This window comes from Cupriavidus sp. 96C5-1 (genome assembly GCF_057798855.1).
Genome location: NZ_JBYOJU010000076.1, coordinates 1 through 18,628, shown reverse-complemented (window position 1 = coordinate 18,628; position 18,628 = coordinate 1). Strand labels below are relative to the sequence as shown.

The 18,628-nt window shown below is 64.6% G+C and carries 17 protein-coding genes, 2 tRNA genes and 1 pseudogene; 15 read left to right on the top strand and 5 right to left on the bottom strand.

What is annotated here, in order from left to right:
• Nucleotides 1–35 precede the first annotated feature (35 nt).
• Complete coding sequence (locus AC3FOF_RS42690) at nucleotides 36–860, bottom strand: GntR family transcriptional regulator (protein WP_035814805.1); 825 nt, start codon at nucleotides 858–860, stop codon at nucleotides 36–38.
• 257 nt (nucleotides 861–1,117) lie between these two features.
• Between AC3FOF_RS42690 and leuC the strand changes: the two genes are divergently transcribed.
• The 6 genes from leuC (at nucleotide 1,118) to AC3FOF_RS42660 (ending at nucleotide 8,071) form a co-directional block, all read left to right on the top strand.
• Nucleotides 1,118–2,521, top strand: a complete 1,404-nt coding sequence (gene leuC, locus AC3FOF_RS42685; RefSeq protein WP_488730108.1) for a 3-isopropylmalate dehydratase large subunit — start codon at nucleotides 1,118–1,120, stop codon at nucleotides 2,519–2,521.
• 2 nt (nucleotides 2,522–2,523) lie between these two features.
• Complete coding sequence (gene leuD / locus AC3FOF_RS42680) at nucleotides 2,524–3,150, top strand: 3-isopropylmalate dehydratase small subunit (RefSeq protein WP_488730107.1); 627 nt, start codon at nucleotides 2,524–2,526, stop codon at nucleotides 3,148–3,150.
• Nucleotides 3,151–3,267: 117 nt separating this feature from the next.
• The gene (locus AC3FOF_RS42675) at nucleotides 3,268–4,704 is read left to right on the top strand and encodes an MmgE/PrpD family protein (RefSeq protein WP_017229125.1); all 1,437 of its coding nucleotides are present in this window, start codon (nucleotides 3,268–3,270) and stop codon (nucleotides 4,702–4,704) included.
• A gap of 32 nt (nucleotides 4,705–4,736) precedes the next feature.
• Nucleotides 4,737–5,732 carry a tripartite tricarboxylate transporter substrate binding protein gene (locus AC3FOF_RS42670; RefSeq protein WP_017229124.1) on the top strand — a complete coding sequence of 332 codons (996 nt, stop codon included), beginning with the start codon at nucleotides 4,737–4,739 and terminating at the stop codon, nucleotides 5,730–5,732.
• 281 nt (nucleotides 5,733–6,013) lie between these two features.
• Nucleotides 6,014–7,129, top strand: coding sequence for a porin (locus tag AC3FOF_RS42665; RefSeq protein WP_488730106.1), 1,116 nt, complete (start codon nucleotides 6,014–6,016; stop codon nucleotides 7,127–7,129).
• A 72-nt stretch (nucleotides 7,130–7,201) separates the two neighbouring features.
• Nucleotides 7,202–8,071 (top strand): isocitrate lyase/PEP mutase family protein, encoded by an 870-nt coding sequence (locus AC3FOF_RS42660; protein WP_488730105.1) that lies wholly within the window; start codon nucleotides 7,202–7,204, stop codon nucleotides 8,069–8,071.
• A gap of 14 nt (nucleotides 8,072–8,085) precedes the next feature.
• Here AC3FOF_RS42660 and AC3FOF_RS42655 read toward each other — a convergent pair.
• A pseudogene (locus tag AC3FOF_RS42655) lies at nucleotides 8,086–8,337 on the bottom strand (IS630 family transposase); the annotation flags it as partial.
• A gap of 358 nt (nucleotides 8,338–8,695) precedes the next feature.
• On the opposite strand from AC3FOF_RS42655, the gene AC3FOF_RS42650 reads away from it, so the two are divergent.
• The gene (locus tag AC3FOF_RS42650; RefSeq protein ID WP_488730104.1) at nucleotides 8,696–9,514 is read left to right on the top strand and encodes a hypothetical protein; all 819 of its coding nucleotides are present in this window, start codon (nucleotides 8,696–8,698) and stop codon (nucleotides 9,512–9,514) included.
• Nucleotides 9,515–9,716: 202 nt separating this feature from the next.
• Here AC3FOF_RS42650 and AC3FOF_RS42645 read toward each other — a convergent pair whose 3' ends face one another.
• Nucleotides 9,717–10,244, bottom strand: coding sequence for a metal-dependent hydrolase (locus AC3FOF_RS42645; RefSeq protein WP_488730103.1), 528 nt, complete (start codon nucleotides 10,242–10,244; stop codon nucleotides 9,717–9,719).
• A gap of 190 nt (nucleotides 10,245–10,434) precedes the next feature.
• Here AC3FOF_RS42645 and AC3FOF_RS42640 point away from each other — a divergent pair, with 190 nt between their 5' ends.
• Entirely contained in the window at nucleotides 10,435–10,842 is a 408-nt protein-coding gene (locus tag AC3FOF_RS42640) for a hypothetical protein (protein WP_488730102.1), read from the top strand.
• A 39-nt stretch (nucleotides 10,843–10,881) separates the two neighbouring features.
• Here the strand turns inward: AC3FOF_RS42640 and AC3FOF_RS42635 are convergent, their stop codons facing one another.
• Nucleotides 10,882–11,232, bottom strand: coding sequence for a hypothetical protein (locus AC3FOF_RS42635; RefSeq protein ID WP_488730101.1), 351 nt, complete (start codon nucleotides 11,230–11,232; stop codon nucleotides 10,882–10,884).
• Nucleotides 11,233–11,423: 191 nt separating this feature from the next.
• On the opposite strand from AC3FOF_RS42635, the gene AC3FOF_RS42630 reads away from it, so the two are divergent.
• Together AC3FOF_RS42630 and AC3FOF_RS42625 are read left to right on the top strand one after the other, a co-directional pair.
• Nucleotides 11,424–11,499 (top strand) — tRNA-Glu (locus AC3FOF_RS42630).
• A gap of 76 nt (nucleotides 11,500–11,575) precedes the next feature.
• Nucleotides 11,576–11,652, top strand: a tRNA-Asp gene (locus AC3FOF_RS42625).
• Between the two features lie 197 nt (nucleotides 11,653–11,849).
• Here AC3FOF_RS42625 and AC3FOF_RS42620 read toward each other — a convergent pair.
• Nucleotides 11,850–13,484, bottom strand: a complete 1,635-nt coding sequence (locus tag AC3FOF_RS42620) for a HAMP domain-containing histidine kinase (RefSeq protein ID WP_017226905.1) — start codon at nucleotides 13,482–13,484, stop codon at nucleotides 11,850–11,852.
• A gap of 113 nt (nucleotides 13,485–13,597) precedes the next feature.
• Here AC3FOF_RS42620 and AC3FOF_RS42615 point away from each other — a divergent pair, with 113 nt between their 5' ends.
• From AC3FOF_RS42615 to AC3FOF_RS42595, 5 genes are all read left to right on the top strand, one after another.
• Nucleotides 13,598–14,203: a response regulator transcription factor gene (locus tag AC3FOF_RS42615; RefSeq protein WP_017226906.1), complete on the top strand. Its 606-nt coding sequence runs from the start codon at nucleotides 13,598–13,600 to the stop codon at nucleotides 14,201–14,203.
• 375 nt (nucleotides 14,204–14,578) lie between these two features.
• On the top strand, nucleotides 14,579–15,268 hold the full coding sequence (locus tag AC3FOF_RS42610) for a DUF746 domain-containing protein (protein ID WP_276269414.1): 690 nt from the start codon (nucleotides 14,579–14,581) through the stop codon (nucleotides 15,266–15,268).
• 498 nt (nucleotides 15,269–15,766) lie between these two features.
• Nucleotides 15,767–17,188, top strand: coding sequence for a TolC family protein (locus tag AC3FOF_RS42605; protein ID WP_488730100.1), 1,422 nt, complete (start codon nucleotides 15,767–15,769; stop codon nucleotides 17,186–17,188).
• Between the two features lie 21 nt (nucleotides 17,189–17,209).
• Nucleotides 17,210–18,358: an efflux RND transporter periplasmic adaptor subunit gene (locus tag AC3FOF_RS42600; RefSeq protein ID WP_488726979.1), complete on the top strand. Its 1,149-nt coding sequence runs from the start codon at nucleotides 17,210–17,212 to the stop codon at nucleotides 18,356–18,358.
• 1 nt (nucleotide 18,359) lies between these two features.
• A partial coding sequence (locus AC3FOF_RS42595; RefSeq protein ID WP_488726980.1) for an efflux RND transporter permease subunit occupies nucleotides 18,360–18,628 on the top strand: 269 nt, incomplete at its 3' end.

Genomic DNA, 18,628 nt, shown 5'->3' with positions numbered 1-18,628 from the left:
GATTCTGCGGGACCGACGTCTTAGAGGAACCGTGACTACCGCTTCCTCTGTGTGCGTGTAGCCAACAGCGTTGGGTCGTGAGCGATATGTCCGCCGCTCAAAGTGTTGATTGCCTCAGCCGGAATATCCATAAGGATCTGGCTATGCTGCGGCGTAAGGTGCGCTGTTAGCAGCTGAACGGGCCGTCCAGAGCGGTCGTGTAGTAATCGCGTGAGCCGGATGAGCGCGGTACCGACCTCGCACTGGAGCAGCTTCGCTTTGATGGGATCAGCCGATTCGGCGCTGATCTGCTGGACAACGCGCCCAAACTCCACGCCTTGGTCTAACAGAAGTTCGTACATCGCGCGCCTCTTGAGTGCGGCTTCGGTAATTTGATTGGTGATCGACTGCGGCGTCCAGGCCTCTGTCAGCATCAGCGGCGTGTCTCCCGCAACCCGCAAGCGGATCGCACAAACGGCTGGCTCTTCACCTGGCTGCTTCAGCGCCGCGGAGACGCGAAGGGGCGGAATCCGGGTCTCTACAGATACCACGCGCACTTGCGTCGCTTGAGCAGTCATCTTCAACTCGTCAATGTAAGACAGCGTTGGTGTGCCTGCTGTGGGCAACTGATCGCCACGCACATACGTGCCGCTTCCGTGGCGGCGCTGTACCAAACCCTCTGACTCAAGGTCTGCCAGTGCTCGACGGACGGTGGCCCGAGCCACCCCGAACAGTTTGACGAGAGCTTCCTCGTTGGGCAACGCACTGCCAGGTTGATAGGCGCCTTGTGTAATCCCATCCCTCAGCACCAGGAAGATCTGGCGGTGGCGCGCGATCCCCGTGGTGCGCAGGGTGCCTTGCGGAGCAATATTGGTCGTCATCGATAAAGGATACATCACCTTGACACACATGGCTAGTTGTACAATACTCTATACAACTTTTTGGGGTGCTGATGAATTTACTGAAGACCTTCCGTTCGCCAGTGCCATGCATTTCTTGCATTTCCGGCGGGCAAGCGAGAGCGGGCTGGGGCCATCCTGGCATTGGGGCTGGCGGCAAGGATGTCTTGCGGATGGGAAGCGATGCTTCCGCAATAATGAGCCCCGGGTCGATCCGGCAGGCTATCAAGGGGGCGTGAATGGCAAGTCGCACTCTCTTCGACAAGCTATGGGACGCACACGTGGTGCGCGACCTGGGCGACGGTTGGGCACTGCTACACATTGACCGGCACGTGCTACATGACCTCTCCGGCCCCCCGGCACTGTCGGAGGTCGCCTCGCGAGGGCTGTCACTGCACGATCCGGCCTTGGCGTTCGCTACACCGGACCATGCGGTATCGAGTCAACCTGGGCGAGATGGCCATACCTTCGGCCCGGGCGGCCGGCTATGGTCGGCGCTGCGCAAGGAAGCCGAGAAGGCGGGCGTCCGGCTGTTCGATCTCGGGCAACCCGGTCAGGGCATTGTGCATGTGATGGCTCCCGAACTGGGCATCGTGCTGCCGGGGCTAACGGTGATTTGCGGCGATAGCCACACCTGCACCAATGGCGGCCTGGGCGCGATGGCGTTTGGTGTCGGTTCTTCCGAGAGCACGCATGCGCTCGCCACCCAGACGCTGCGCCAGCAGAAACCGAAACGGATGCGCATCTGGTGCGCGGGCGAACTGCCCCAAGGGGTAACCGCCAAGGACCTGATTCTCCACATCATAGGCCGGCTTGGCACAGCAGCCGGCGTTGGCCACGCGATCGAGTTCGACGGACCAACCATCCGCCAACTCGACATCGAGGCCCGGCTGACTCTGTGCAACCTCAGTGTAGAGCTTGGCGCGCGCTATGGGATGGTGGCGCCCGACGAGAAGACAATCGAGTGGGTGCGCGGTCGCCTCTATGCGCCGACGGGCGGCCTGTTCGAACAAGCCGCAGCCTACTGGCGCACGCTCGCCACCGACGAGGGCGCGCAATTTGACCGGGAAGAGCAGATCGATGCCTCGGTCGTCGCGCCGACCATCACCTGGGGCACAAGCCCCGAGCACGCCATCCCTGTCGACGGCCTTATCCCGACGCCCGCCAGCAGCGGCGAGAAAGTCGGACGCGATGCCATCGCCGCAGCGCTGCGCTACATGGGTCTACAGGCTGATGCGCCCATCGCGGGCACGCCCATCGATTGGGTGTTCATCGGATCCTGCGCGAATTCACGCTTGTCCGACCTCCGCGCGGCAGCCGCGGTGGCCAAGGGTAGGCACGTGGCTCCAGGCGTCAACGCCTGGGTGGTGCCCGGCTCGGAGAACGTCAGCCGCGCCGCCGAAGTGGAAGGGTTGCGCGAGATATTTGAAACCGCAGGTTTCCGCTGGCGTGAGCCCGGCTGCAGCATGTGCGTTGCCGCCAATGGTGAGCAGATACCGCCGGGGCAGCGCTGCGTATCGACATCGAACCGAAACTTCGTCGGCAGGCAAGGGCCGGATGCGCGCACCCATCTGGCAAGCCCAGCGATGGCCGCGGCGGCAGCGGTCACCGGCCGGATCATCGACGTGCGGAGACTTGGATAGCCATGCAACCTTTCACCCTGGTAGTCGGCGCGGCCGCACCGCTGATGCGGGCCAATATCGATACCGACGTCATCATCCGCATTGAACGCCTGACCAGCCTGCCATCCAGGCAACTTGGCGACTATGCCCTCGAAGCGTTGCGCTTCCGCCCGGATGGCAGCGAAGACGAGGATTTCGTACTCAATCGTCCGAGGTTTCGCAAGGCGCCGGTGCTATTGGCGGGAAGCAATTTCGGCTGTGGGTCGTCACGTGAAGCGGCGGTCGTTGCGTTGATGGGCATGGGTGTGCGTTGCGTGATCGCGCCAAGCTTTGGCGACATCTTCTATAGCAACTGCTTTCAGAACGGCCTTTTGCCCGTGGAGCTTCCGCTGGTCACGGTGGAGGCGCTGGCCATGCAGTGCAAGAATGGAGCGCCAGTGCGGATTGATCTCGTCGCAGCCACGGTGACCGCCCCAGATGGCACGATGATTTCGTTTGAGATCGATCCGCTTCGCAGGCAGGCACTGCTCGAAGGTCTCGATGACATCGGGCTGACACTCAAGGATGACTTCGTCATTCGGCAGTGGCAGGTGGAGGACAGGACACGCCGCCCCTGGGCCTGGACCGTCTCGCCGGAGGCGGGGAAATAACTTCCTTGCTCAGAGATCCCCGCGAGCTCGCGCCGACCGCGATAGCCCGCCGAGTGCAGGCCGGCCACCGAATAACCACCTGCGAATTCCCAACCAATCAGAGAGAGTTCATCGAATATGTCCGAGCATGACCACAGTTCACTCCTCCCTACCGATCCGAATGGCGCCACCGGGAAGCTGGCCTGCTGGCTGGCCGACTTCCGGCTTGAGCAGGCGAGCGCTGCCGCGCGCGAGCGTGCCAAGGTGCTGACGCTCGACGGCATCGCCTGCGCCATTGTCGGTGCGCAACTGCCTTGGTCGCAGACTGCGGTGGAAATCGTCAGGAAAACCGAAGGCAAGGGCGATCGCACCATCGTCGGCTGGGGCGAGACCACCAGCGCGCCGGGGGCGGCCTTGCTCAACGGCACGTTTATCCAGGGCTTCGAGCTGGATGACTTCCACCCCCTGGGGCCCCTGCACAGTGCGTCGCTAGTGCTGCCAGCGCTATGGGCTGCGGCCCAGGGTGAGAGGCGCGTGACCGGTCGCCAGTTCCTTGAAGCGGCGATGGCGGGCTACGAGGTGGGTCCGCGTGTGGGCATGGCGCTGCATGGGGTCCAGATGCTTTCACGCGGTTGGCATTCGGGGGCGGTGTTCGGCACCCACGCGGCAGCCGCCGCGGTAGGTAAGCTGCTCGGACTGGACGCCTCGCGCTTCGAGGACGCACTCGGCCTGGCCGGCACCCAGTCGGCAGGCCTGATGGCCGCCCAGTACGAGGCGATGTGCAAACGCATGCACCACGGATTCTCCGCGCGCAATGGTATGTACGCGGCCATGCTGGCGGCAGGCGGTTATTCCGGCATAAAGCGGGTGTTCGAGCGCGACTACGGTGGCTTCCTTTCGACCTTTGGGGAAGGGCATAACCCCGACGCAAGCCAGATCACGAACGGACTTGGCGAGCGATGGGAGGTAGAGCGGATCGTAATCAAGCCCTATGCCGCCATGGGCGGCATTCATTCACCGCTGGACGCGCTGTTCGATGTCGATGCCCAGCGAAAGCTGCGCGCCGACGAGATTAGCCGCATCGAGGTCGACGTCGCTCATGGCGTATATCACCACGGATGGTGGGTTCCGCAGCGGCCGTTCACGCCAATCGGCGCGCAGATGAACATCGGCTATGCACTCGCCGTTGCTGTTCTGGATGGCGCTGCGCTCGTCCCGCAGTTCGCGCCGTCCCGGATCGACAGTGATGACGTCTGGGCCTTGCTACCCCGTATCGAAGTCAGGCATGACCCGGAGTTCGACGCGGGCGGCCGACACGGCAATTTCCGCGTACGGCTGGCGGTGACATTCACCGATGGTCAACGCATCGAAGCCAACCGCCAGGCATCGCGTGCCATCGAAACGCCGCAGTCGAGTGAGCAGGTGGCAGAAAAATACCGGGCCCTGACGTTCGGCCTGATCGACCCGCAGCGCCAGGCCGCCATCGAAAACATGACACGCAACCTCGAAGCGCTTGACGACGTGCGCGAATGGCTCGCGCTACTTGCCGCACCGGTAAAAAGCCCGTTCGCCTGACGGCGGGCAAACCATAATTATAGGAGACGAAAATGATGGTGGAGCCAACTCGAAGAAAGGCGCTGTTGCGGTTGGGAACCCTGGCGGTCGCGGCGACAGTCATCGTGCCCGGCCAGGTACCCGCCGCGCCCGCGCCATGGCCGGGCAAGCCTGTCCGGCTGGTGGTGCCGTTCTCGGCGGGGGGACCAGGCGATACCGTCGCACGGCTGATCGCGCAGGCCCTGGCCAAGCAGTTCGGGCAGTCGGTGATCGTTGATAACAAGCCTGGAGCCGGTGGCCTGATTGGTTCCGAGTATGTGGCGAAGAGCCAGGCGGATGGTTACACCCTTCTCGTGGCCGGCAACGGGGCGATTGCCAATGGACTCCTGAGGACGAAGATGCCCTACGCCGAGGACGATCTGGTCCCGGTGGCCATCACCAACTCAGCGCCATCCGTGCTGATTACCGCGCCAACCGCACCGTTCACAGACCTTAAGTCGCTGCAGGCCTATGGCAAGGCGAAGGGCAGGGTAACGTTCGGTACCGCTGGCGCAGGCAGTACGGGGCATTTCGTCGCGGAGATGGTTGGGAAGACCTTGGGGGTGCCGGTGGCCGTGATCCACTATAAGAGCGGCGGAGAATCGCTCAGTGCCGTGATCGGCGGCCAGATCGACCTCGCGTCCGAAGCGCCGGTCGGCGTGATGGGCTATGTACGTGGCGGCAGGGTTAGGGCGCTTGCCGTCGCCGAAGACAAGCGCTCGATATCGCTGCCGGAGGTCCTCACCACCACCGAACAAGGATTTGGGGGTATCCGCATGCGGCACTGGGGGGGCATCTACGCACCCAAGGGAACACCCGCACCGGTCATACAGCGCATCGCCACGGCAACTCACGCGGCATTGCAGAACGATGGAGAACTCCGGATGCAACTCGAAAAAAATGGGTACCAGCCGGAAAGCGGCACGCCTGCAGACTTTGCGCGATTCATCGAGAGCGAGAAGACTCGCCTTGGCAAGATTGTCCGCGACTCGCACATGACACTCGACTAAGCGACCCCCGGAACTCCCGGCAGATCGGCCGGACCGGCAGGACTGCTTCACGCAGCGCGTGGTCGCGTCGTTGACGCCAAGCAGCACACCCCCCACTTTCCCGCTCGAGACATTCTCGCTAGTGGGAGGGTGCGCTGCGCCCTGCACCAGCCCATCCCGGCCTCGAAGGTTCAGATACCACCGTTCTATCTGAAGCCGCTCGGGGATGGGAACTGGTCGGCTGACCAGGTTGGAGACAAGGCCGGCCAACTCAAAGAAGAACATCAGGTGGAGACAACAGGATGAAACGGACATGCTTCGCGGTTGCTGTAACTTATAGCGCTCTTTCAGGTCTCGCTCAAGCGCAATCCGGCGTCACCCTCTACGGGGTGGTCGATACCAATATCGAATACGTGAATCACCTCTCAGCGGTGCAGCCCACGCAGCCGGGCTTCCCGGGACCGGCGCAATCCCGGGTAGCCATGATGAGCGGCGGCTTGTCCGGCTCGCGTTGGGGGCTGCGCGGCACCGAAGAACTGGGCAGCGGTGCGAGAGCGGTGTTTGTGCTGGAGAGCGGATTTGCGCTAGACGATGGCAGGCAGGGGCAGGGTGGGAGGCTGTTCGGCCGCCAAGCGTTCGTCGGCCTGCAGAAGGATGGCATCGGACGGCTGACCTTCGGCCGTCAGTACAGCACACTGTTCGACGCAATGGCCGACTATTCGCCCGCGCGGTATGGCACCCAGTACGAGCCGGCCGTTGCGCAACTGGGCCCAGGCTATCGATCGGACAATGCCGTCAAATATGTGGGCAAGTTTGGCGGCCTGACGGCCAATGCTTACTGGTCCTTTGGCAACGGTGCCACCGGCGCCGGCGAAGTGCCAGGCCAGTTCCGCCGGGATACGGCTTATGGCGCGGCGCTCAGCTACTCGGGGGGGCCATTCGGCATGGCGCTGGCCTATGACCAGTACAACCCGACACGGGTGACGGCTACCGGTGCCACCGGCGACGCGAAGAAGGTTGCCGTGGCGGCGAACTATGCGGCTGGCCGCGCCAAGATCATGGGCGGCTACCGGTGGGGGCGAAGCCGATCGGCCAACGACACCACGCTGCTGCGAGACGACTACTACTGGGCGGGTGTGAGCTACGACATGACACCCACACTGGGGCTGACTCTGGCCTATTACTACGAAGACATCAAAAGCCTCGCTGGGGAGAATCCGAAGAATCCATGGCAGGTTTCCTTCATTGCGGACTACAACCTGTCAAAACGCACGGATCTCTACCTGAGCACCGCCTACGCCAAGAATTCGGGGCTGAACTTCGACACCTCGGCGATCAGTTTCGCGAACGGTTACTTCCCCGGCCAAGGCAAGAATGACATGCTCGGCGTGGCTATAGGAATGCGACACAGGTTCTAGTTGCAAATACCACTGAACCACCAGGAATCTGGTATTGGCATTTAATCGACACCATGTATGGGATTATTGATCATGAACTCTGCTCAATTGCTGCGACAACATCTTGCCGCGCCACGTATGCTCGTCGCGCCGGGAGCCTACGATGCGATCGGCGCACGGCTGATCGAACAGGCGGGTTTCGGTGCCGTGTATATGACAGGAGCTGGCGTCTCTGCAGCCCGGGGCTATCCGGATTTCGGACTACTGACAATGAGTGAGATGGTCGATAGTGCGGCATCGATGGCGCGTGCGATTGGCATCCCGCTAATTGCCGACGCAGATACCGGCTACGGCAATGAACTCAATGTCACGCGCACGGTGCGTGAATACGAGGCGCATGGCGTGGCAGCTATTCACATCGAAGACCAGGTCTCACCTAAGCGCTGCGGGCATCTGGAGGGAAAGGAGGTGGTGTCGCGCACGGAGTTTCTCTCGAAGATCCGTGCCGCAGTGGAAGCACGTCGCGCGCCGGAGTTCACAATCATCGCACGCACGGACGCCCGTGCGGTCCTGGGTCTGGATGAAGCTATCTGGCGAGCCAACGCGGCGCTTGACACTGGGGCCGACATGGCATTTGTCGAGGCGACGCAAACGCTGGAGGAAGTGGCCGCCGTACCGCTGAAGGTCAAGGGGCCGTGTTTGTTGAACCTGGTGCCTGGAGGACGCACCCCGATTCTAGGGCTGGAAGCGTTCGAGTCTATGGGATACAGGCTGGCTATTCTGCCAGGCTTGCTGCTATTTGCGATGATCGAAGCCGGGGATGCAGCCTTGTCCATGGTGAAGCGGACTAGTGCGTCGCCATCCTCCAATGAGCCCATTTCCGAAGTTTTCCGCCGGCTAGGGGCAGATGAGTGGGAGGCTCTGCGATCGCGCTATAACTTGCAGTCAAGCACGGTCAGGTGAGGGTGCGGCGCTCGAATCTGTTCCGGTACGCCGGTGAATACGCTGCGGCGAAGTCGCTCGGTCGTGATGTCGCGAACAAAGCGCTCGACCATGCTCAGCCATGATGCCGAGGTGAGCGTGAAGTGCATATTGAATCGCGGATGCCTGGCCAGCCAGTCCTGCACGGCAGGATGCTTGCGCGTGGCGTCCCACGGGGACTTCCTTCGGCCGTAGTTGTCGGCGATCAGATGCGGTGTTCTCTCCTTGGGCGTCTCGCCGTCAATCTTGCCACCGCCGCACTGCTGATCGCCTCCGCACGGCCGCGGGCATCGGCGCAGGCCGCGCTGCGCCAGGAAGCCCAAGCCGGGGCACCGAGGCGCGTCGCGCACATGGATACGGCAGCACGGCCTTGCGGCATTGCCGGCAACCTGCCGGTGCCCGGAGCGCGGCCGCTGCCCATCCTTCATCCGGGTGGTGGCACGCGCCATTGGTTCGCTGCCCCACACACCACGCGCCACCACGGGCCGCAAACTGCACCGCATGCTTTGCCTGGGACAAGTACGCGGCTTACCATGCTACGAAAGCCAAGCCCGGCTACAGGGCGGCGGATGTACCAAAGAGAAATCGTGGCAAGGCGGGGTTATCTTGGCGAATTACCTGGAAGAATACTGCGCGCGCATCCGGCGCGGAGCAGCAGCGGGCGTGATCGACAAGCCGGTACTAGTGGATAGAGACGGCGTCTACGCAATGACCTACGTGCCGTTCGAGCACAGCAACGCAGGCGCAAGGCTGGTCCTGGTCAGCACTACGCCCGGACATGCCCATGTCCGGCTTGCCGCCGAACTGACCGAGAGCCTGCTGCAACGGCATGCACCCGGGCGCACCATTCAGCGCGAGAACAAACGCCAGGTGGAACTTGGCGGAAAACTCGTGCGGCCCAACCTGATCCGCATGCTGGATCATTTCGGCATCGCGCAGCTGATCGGCCTGCCGGGGGCCGCCGCGCTGTGGGACGATGGCTTCGCGCTGCTGCAGCCACTGGCATTGCTGCCCTATGCCACCACCCGCCGCGGGCTCGCCTTTGACGGCAGCCTGGAAGAACTGAACGCCGTGGCAATGCTGCGCCGGGTCTTCGAGCAACGCTTCCTCGCTGCGCTCAGGCAGATCGACAAGCAGGCACTCTTTGTCGCACTTGGGCGCACGGCATGGTCCGCGCTGGGCCATGCCGTCGATCACGGCCTGCTGCAGCGGCGGCAGTTGCTGGGCATGCTGCCCGTGCCGGCCCGGGCCGGCAGCATGGTGAAGTATTTCCTGCGCGAGGTCAGTGGCGCCGATCTCTCGCCACGCGACCCCGTGCGGCATCGCACCGTATGGCTCGATGCCGCGCACGCCGAACTGGCGGCTGCCGTGTGCCGGCAAAGGCAATACATGCAAGGCATGCCTGCAGCCTGCCTGGAGGCCTGAAGCCTGCGCGCACCCGGCGACGACCTGGCTGGAAAGCGTCCGCGGCAGACCGCCCAATATGCCGCAAGCTGCACCCCACCTCGGTAGGGTGCAGCTTGCACTTTGACCGGCCGATAGCCTTAGGCGAGGGAATTGCCTCCCTCGTCATTCCCGATCGGCGGCCCCTTGTGGCCGCCTCTTTTTTTCCGGCGCCCTGCATCGTTCAGGCACGCAGGCGCCAGGCCGTCAGGTAACGCATCAGTTCCAGCCCGTGCGTACCGTGAAACCACACATGCCGCGACAAGGCGAGCGCGCCCATCCACGAAGCGGCCACCACCAGCAGGTCGCAGCGCCCGCTCTTCCACCAGTTCAGTGAATGCCGCCCCAGGATCCACGGCACCCCGAGCGGATTCGGCCAGTCGGCCAGCAGGTGCATCAGGCCGCCACAGGCAAAGCCAAACGCCGGCGCGGCCAGCGCATGCGCGCCTAGCGAACGGTAAGCCAGCACCAGCAAGGCCAGCCAGGCCAGGCCCCAATGCGTCCAGGTGCGATGGGTGATCCACAGCCGGCGCGACCTCGACCACCAGGCGACTTCCAGCCAGTCGGGCGCACCGCCGCCGGCCACGCCTGCCAGGCAGGCAAGCGCCGCTGCCAGGTAATCGGCGCCGCCGGCGCCTGCCCTGGTCACCACGGCGGCGGCGATCAGGCCGGCTGCCCATCCGGTAGCGTGGTGTGCTTTGCTGGAAGCCATGGTGTTGCAGCGCGCTCTGGTCGCGGTGAAATCGAGGGGGCGCAATGGTGGCAGATCGGGCTGGAAAAGAACAGCCTGGCCCTGTCCCCGTGGCAGCCTTGCGGGCCGCCCCGCCGCGCACTAAGTTGGAGTGGAGGCAGCCGGCCGCATCCTGGCCGCGGCGCAACCTGGAGCAGCCATGAGAGCGCACATGTCCCGGCAAGCCCATGGCATCCTGCCGGCAGTCCTGCTGGCGGCAGCGCTGGGGCTGACGCCGCACGCGCGGGGCCAGCCGGTGGAAACCGGCCCGATGACCGTTGGCGGCTCGCTGGTGGTGGAAGGTCCGCTCACCGTGCACGGCCCGCTCTCCGCGGACGGCAGCGTACTTGCGCACGGCCCGCTGAGCGCAGCGTGGTTCGAGACCCGGCCCCCGGCTTACCCTCCACTCCTGGGTGGCGAACGCCAAAAGATCATCCATGGTCCCCTCACCGTGCACGGGCCGCTGGTGGTGCAAGGCAACGTGCTGGTCAATGGTCCGCTGAACGTGGATGGTCCCCTTGGCGCGGCAGGCAGCATCGATGCCGACGGCCCCATGCGGGAACGCCGCCACGGCCGCTGAATCGCGGGGACACCAGCGCCCCCCTCTTCTGCCTCGCCTTTATCCCGGCCGGACTGCGCTGGCCGGCCGCCCGGCGGTCATGGCCAGCGCGGCGCCGCCGACGATCAGCAAGGTGCCCAGGAATCCCGGCATCGCGCCGGCAATCTGCCGCATGCCCAGGCTGCCGCCGGGCCCCAGCGCGGAGAACAGCACCATCGGCAAAGGCCAGAGATAGGCCAGCAGGAAGGCCACGCCGAAACTCAGCGCCAGCAGTTCAAAGGGCGGCAGGCGGCGAGCCTGGGCGGTCAGCAGCGGCAGCATGGCCCACAGCAGCAGGGCGAAGGCGCCGACGGCGGTCGGGCTGATGCGCGCGCCCCTGGACGGGCTTGCAGGCGGGGAACGGGTCGGCATGGTGGCGGTATCCGGAGTGGGCGCGGGAAGCACCCGCATGCCTGGATCCTGGCAACGGCGCCGGTCGCCGTCTTGGCAAAAACGGATTCTTTTCGGTGTGTGCGAATTTGGACTTCACAAACCTTGAAAAAGCGCGCTATAATCACGCCCTTCGCATCACGAACCACAATGATTGCGAAGCAAATGTATATGTCCCCTTCGTCTAGAGGCCTAGGACATCACCCTTTCACGGTGAGTACAGGGGTTCGAATCCCCTAGGGGACGCCAGATTTCGAGAGTCGGCCAAAGCCGGCACTTGGCAAGTGCGTCGCAGCCGGTGCAAACCGGCTTGCAAAGCCAACACGGAGTGGTAGTTCAGTTGGTTAGAATACCGGCCTGTCACGCCGGGGGTCGCGGGTTCGAGTCCCGTCCACTCCGCCAGCACGGCCTGGATCCGCTCCAATCCAGCGTATCTCCAGGATCGGGGCAGTAGCGCAGCAGGGCTTCGTATCAGCCTGGCAGCCGCAACCCCGAGAGAACGTAGCCCACCATCAGGTGGGCTATTTTTTTGCCCGTTTTCCGGCGTTTCCTCCGTCATTCCCAAGCTTTCCTGCACGGCCGTCACCGGATATCCGCCATCACGGCGCGGGGCAGCGCGGCATCCGGACCACGAAACACGAGCCCTGCCCGTCCTTGCTGGTGACCGAAACCTCGCCGCGATGCAGGTCGACCGCCAGCTTGACAAGATACAGGCCCACGCCCGCCCCCGCCGTGCCGGCGACATTGCCGCCACGGACAAAGCGCTCGAAGATGTGGCCGAGGTCCTTGTCCGGGATACCCATGCCGCGGTCGGTCACGGCCACGGATACCGCGTGCGCGTCGCCCGACACGCGCACGGTGACCGGCGCGTACGCGGGCGAGTATTTGATCGCGTTGCCGATCAGGTTGCTGAACGCCTGGAACAGGAGCTTGGCATCGCCGTGGAACACTTCCTCGACACCGGGGTCGATCACTTCCTCGATCACAGCATTGGGAGAACTCTCGCGGTGCATCTCGCAGACCTCGTGCAGCAGGAGCGTGAGGGAGAAATCGACGCCTTGCAGCGTCGCAAGGCGGCCCCCGTCCAGCCATTGCGAGGAGTCGAGCAAATGGTCGATCAGGCTGATCATGCGTTGCACGGCGACACGGATGCGCCCGCAGCGCTCGGCGATGGCTTCGGCGGAGGGCGGTTCCTTCATGCGCGCCAGCCGCTGCGCATGGCCGTCGATCACATTCAACGGCGTGCGGAATTCATGCGAGGCCATCGAGACGAAATTGCGCTGGAGTACCGCCAGGCGCCGCTCGTTCTCCAGCGTGTCCTGCAGCTTCGTGGTCTGGGCGGCCAGCGCCGCCTTGCTGCGCTCCAGTTCGATCGTATTGTCGCGGAAGCGCACCACGGCCCGGGCGATTTCGCCAATCTCGTCCCTGCGCCCGGCGCCGGGAATATCCACGTGCGGCACGTTATCGGTGATGCTGTGCATGCGGTCCACCAGCACCGCCATGGGCTTGGACACCGCCCGCACGAGATAGGCCACGGCGGCGATGACCAGGAAACCCGACACCAGGATCGCGCCTGCGATCAGCTGCCGGGCCTCGCGGTAGGCATCCGCTTCGCGCTCGGTCGCCTCCGCGGCGCCGGCCACGTTGCGCTGCGTCAGGACGCCGAGCGTGCCGTTGGCCTGCTCGAAGGCGCGGCGCGAATCGCCGCGGTACAGGGCCACTGCTTCGGTGGTGTCCTTCTGGTGGGCCAGTGCCACCACCCGCCCCACCAGTTGCCGGTAAGCGGCCCATTGCGTCATGAACTGCTCGTAGAGCGCCAGCTCGGCCGGATCGTGCTCGATCTTTCCGTAGCGGGCCTCGACCTCCCTGATCACGCCGTCCAGCCTGTCGATCTGCCCTTCGGCGGCGCGCAGGTCGGAGCGCGAGGTCGCGATCAGCGCATCGGCTTCAAAGGCGCGGTAGTCGGAAATATAATTGTTGAGGTCGCCCAGGATGCGGTTGCTTTGCAGCCAGCGGCCACTGATCTGCGCGGACACGCTATGAAAGTTGCTGAGCCGGTCGATGCCAAACAGCCCCACGCCCACCACCAGCAGCAAGAACAGCACGAACACCAGTGACAGCCGCACGCGAATCGGCCGCAGCATGGGCACGGAATCGGGCAGCCCGGCAAGGCGCCGCCCCAGGCTCCGGCGCACCCGGCGGCTGGCGGGTGCCGGACGAGTCGAGTGATTCATAAGATTTTTTTCCTGAATTTCGCTACCCTCGAGGCAGCCGCCACGCTTTTCGTCGCCCGCCGACCCGCGCCGACGGGCACCGGAAGACCACGCCTGCCGCTACCGAGACCACCATGAACGATGCCAACCGGAAGATCCTCTGCATCGAGGACGACCCCGAAACGGCCGACCTGATTGCCGAAGAGCTGATCGAGCGGGGCTTTGCCGTCAGCGTCGCGCACGACGGCGAGCAAGGCTTTGCCGCGATCCTGCGCGACGCGCCCGACCTCGTCCTCTGCGACGTGAGTATGCCAGTGATGACGGGCTTCGAACTGCTGGAGAAGCTCGTTTCCCTGGCACCGCGCTTTGCCGACATGCCCTTCGTCTTCCTGACGGCGCTGGCCCAGCGCGAAGCCGAACTCAAGGGCCGCCGGCTCGGCGCCGATGACTACGTGACCAAGCCGGTCGACTTCGACATCCTCACCAGCATCGTCGAGGCACGCCTTGCCAGGGTGGCCCGCACGCGGCACGCCTTGCCTGCCGTCCATCTCAGCGAGCGGGAGGTGGAGACGCTGGTGTGGTCTGCCCGCGGCAAGACCTCCGGAGAAATCGCGACCATCCTGGGCCTGTCCAAGCGTACCGTCGATTTCCATATCGACAACGCCCGCCTGAAGCTGGGGGTTGCCACGCGTATCGAAGCCGTGGTCAAGGCCGCCTCGGCCGGCATCATCAAGCCATAGCGCGGTAGCCCGCCCGGCACGGCGGCCAGGGCTCCCGCACCGCTGCCGCAGCCCCCCCCGGTGCCGCTCCTGCGCGGGGCGCAGGGACTGGCGCGCGGCGTGTCTACTGTGAACAATCACAGTACGCGGCGAGATCCATTACGCATAAAATCCGTGCAGTTCCATCCTTCCCGGGTACGGGTTGGCGGAATGAAGTGCTCCAGGCGGCATAAAACGCCGCCTGCCGACATACCGCCGCGCCGCATGCCAATGCCACGCGGCACAGGTATCGATTGAACCACTGGTCACGCGGATCGCGTCACCACACCCCTACAGCAGGTGGAAAGCCAGCCGTCGGTCCTGACGTGCAGGCTGATTCCGCTCGCGCCTACGTATATGAGCAGATCGCAACAGCAGCAGCCTACGCCGGCCGAGAGGGATCTTCCGCATACATCCAGCGCGATGGGTGCGTCTCTCTATGCGGACGAGTTTCGCCGGGCGACCACGCTGATCCACGTACGCGCCAGCGGCTCGGCCGACGACGCCCTGACGGCGTTCCTGTTGTCGGCATGGCGCAAGCTCCATGCCGCCAGCCGGCGCCCCCCCGCCTGCCCGCGTTGCCACGCCCGCGGTGCCGCCTGCGCCTGCGACGGCACCGATAACAGCGGACTGCCGCTTTTTCAGTGCGCGGGTTGCCGCCAGCGCTTCAACCGGCTGACCGGCACGCCCATGGCACGGCTCAGGCTGGAGGACAAGGCAGAAGCGTTCTTCAACCTGGCATCGCAGCAGGTGCCGGTTGCCGAAGCAGCGCGGCGCCTGGCGATCAAGAGCGAAACCGTCAGGCACTGGTCGATCCAGACACGCCTGTGGCTGCTGGCGCTGGATCCTCAAGGCGACTGGGAGCGCCGCGTGCAGCTCGGTGTGCGCTATGCGGTGTTGCCGGCAAGTGCGCGCAGCGAATCCATGCGGGCGGTACCTGGATGCAAGTGTTTCGTGGCATCCGAAGACAGCGACGCCTTCGGTGATTCGGGCGACGCGCCATTGCTGGTACGTGTCTGCCCTTTATGCGAGCAGACAGCGCATTAGCCTGATGGCGCTGGCTTAGGGCAAGCTGAAAGTCTTGCCTTTCCAGATGACATGCGGCCGTAATTTCTCATGGATACGATGCATTTTTATTAAAATCATCATTCCATAAAATACGCGCCCTTTTCCCGCAACGTGCGCCGGACCAAGCGCGTCCCGCGTACGTGCATCTTGCAGCCCCACGGCATGCCGGCTCGCCTGGTGCAATGCCGCACTCTCCTGTCATGTGGCACGACGTCACGCTCCGCGCGGACAGGACGAGAAGAAAATCCTATTTCCATATGACGCAGTGACGCACCGGCTCAGGCCTCCCCCGTAATCCGGGGGCTTCCTTACAAGATATTAAAAAATACTAGGGTAACCACCTAAATCCAGAAAGCTCTTCGAAATGGGATGGAAGGCTAATTGAAAGCTTGTCCTGTCATAAATACACGCGAAGTAGCGATGGGAGCCTTTATGAGAAAAAATCCAACTAAAAGCAAAGTTGGAACAGCCGTACTGTTGATCTGTGCGGCCCAGGTCGCCTGGGGCGTGGACCTGAGCGGAGATACCAATCCCGTACCTCTGGCACCGGCCGTACCGGCAACCAGGAAGCCCGCGCCGGCCGGCGAGAAGCCGCCCGCCAGCGGGTGGAACAAGCCGGTTGCGGCGGCGCAGGGTACCGGCACGTCCACCGCCCCGGCCCCGGCCGCGGCCTTGAGCCCCGAGGAGAAGACCAAGGGCCTGGTCGGGCCCGGCTTTTCCCTGTGGGAGCTGTCCGAGGAACTGCGCGCCAACAATCCGCAGCTGATCCAGGCACGCTCGCTCTATATGGCGGCCAAGGCCATCGTCCCGCAGATCGCCGCGCCCAACAATCCGCAGGTCGGCTTCATCTGGGGCAACCTGCCCAAGAACAGCCCGCTGGCACTGGCCCGCGCGGAGTCCTTCAGCTATACCCTCACCCAGTCCTTCCCCTTCCCCGGCAAGAAGGCCCTGGCCGCCGATATCGCCAACACCCAGGCCGAGTCGATCGACGCCCAGCGCGACGCCCTGTACCTCCAGCTTTACGCCCAGCTCAGCACCACCTACTTCCAGGCCCTCGCGCAAAAGGCCCAGCTCGACGTGCTGCGCCTTAACCTCAAGCGCCTCGAGCAGGTCAAGCAGGTCGCCCGCATCCGCTACGCCAACAATGCCGCCGGCTATGTCGACTACCTCAACGCCCAGGTCGCCCAGAGCAGCGCACAGAACGATATGTTCGGCCTGGAGCGCCAGTACGACAACGCGCTCAAGTCCATCAACACCCTGATCGGCAAGAACCCCGAGTTCCCCCTCGAGCTGCGCCCCGACGCCAGCGCCGCGCGCCTGCCCCCCACGCCCCTGCCCGAGCTGGAAGACATGGCCCTGCGCGAGCACCCCAATGTGCGCGCCTCGCGCTTCCAGGTCGAAGCCGCCGAGAAGGGCGTGCGCCTGGCCCGCAAGGCCTACCTGCCCGACTTCCAGATCATCGGCACCTTCAACGGCAACAACCCCCCGCTGGGCTTCAAGCCCGCCAGCTACGGCATCGAGTTCGACATCATCATCCCGCTGTTCTTCTTCACCAAGGAGAAGTACGGCGTCGATGAAGCGGTCGCCAACAAGGTGGCCTCCGACGCCAACGACCAGTCGGTGCGCCAGCAGACCCTGCTGGCCGTCGATACCGCGCACAACAACCTGCGCCAGTCGGTCAACCAGGCCGAGTTCCTGCGCCAGCGCCAGTTGCCCGAGGCGATGACGGCCTACAAGATGGCCTTCACCAACTACGCCAACAACAACGCCGATTTCACCGATCTGCTCACCGCCAGCTCCGCGCTCAAGAACGCCGAACTGGCCGTGACGCAAGCCGAGTCCGAGGCTCGCCAGGCGTACTACACGCTGGCCGCCGCGGTGGGACGAGACAAATTCTGACGGCCGCGAGGCCTTGAACCTATGAACAAGAATCTGATGATCGGCGCCGGCTTCGTGGTGGTCCTCGCCGGCGGTATCTGGGGCGGCAAGTACTGGGCCCAGGCGCAACAACCGCAACAGGCACAGCCGGCCGGCATACCGCTCGCCAAGGCCCCGGCCGCCAAGCCGCGCCGCGTGCCTTCCCGGCTGACCCTGCCCGAGGGCGGCTTCGACCCGAACGCGGTCAAGTCCGCGGTGTTCAATATGCAGACCGTCGCGGTCGACATGCCCACCCCCGGCAAGCTCGCCTATAACGTTCAGCAGGCCAAGCTGGCCTCGGCCCGCGTGGCCGGCCGCGTCGAGCGCATCCTGGTCTACGAGGGCGCCGTGGTGCGCCCCGGCCAGCCGCTGGCCGAACTGTACTCGCCCGAGTACATCGCCGCGCAGAACGAATACCTGCTCTCGCACAACGCCTATCACACCCTGAGCGGCAGCGGCCTGAAGGAACTGGTGGACGACGCCAGGCTCACCATGCAGTCGTCGGAGAACAAGCTGCGCGTGCTGGGCGCCACCCCTGAGGACATCGCCCGCATCCGCGAGCGCGGTACCGCCTCCGATACGCTGACCCTGCGCGCGCCGATCGGCGGCACCATCGTCAAGCGCGACATGGACCCGGGCTCCTACCTGAACGTCGGCGATTCGCTGATGAGCATCATCGACACCCGCTCGATCTGGTTCACCGGCAATCTCTACGAGAACGACATCAGGAACGTGCGCCTGGGCCAGACCATCGAGATCGAGACCCCGGCCTACCCGGGACGCCGCTACCGCGGGCGCGTCAGCTTTATCGCCCCCAACGTCGACGCCGACACCCACACCCTGCAGGTGCGCTGCGACGTGCCCAACCCGGACGGCACGCTCAAGCCCGAGATGTACGCCACCGCGCGCATCGTCACCGGCACCGCGCAGGCGCTGGTGGTGCCCCAGTCGGCCATCGTCAAGGACCAGGGCAAGCTCTACCTGATGACCCAGCCCGACGACAAGCACATCGAGCGCGTGGCGGTGCAGGGCACCCCCCGCAGCGACGGCACCTTCCAGGTCACCGAGGGCGCGCCCGCGGGCGCGCCGGTTCGCGTGGTGACGCAGGGCGGCATGCTGCTCAACGAAATGCTGCTCAAGCAGGAGGCCTGAGATGGTCTTCTCGCCCATCAGAAGTATCCTCAAGCGGCGCCTGGTCATCGTCTTCCTGGCCCTCGGCCTGCTGGCGGCCGGCGTGCTGAGCTTCCTGCGGCTGCCGCTGCAGGCCTATCCCGGCGTGGCGCCGGTCACGGTACAGGCCATCACGCAGTGGCCCGGCCGCAGCACCGTGGAGGTCGAGCAGCAGATCACCATTCCCGTGGAGAACGCGCTGGCCAGCGTGCCGGACGTGCAGTCCTTCCGCTCGGTCTCGCTGTTCGGGCT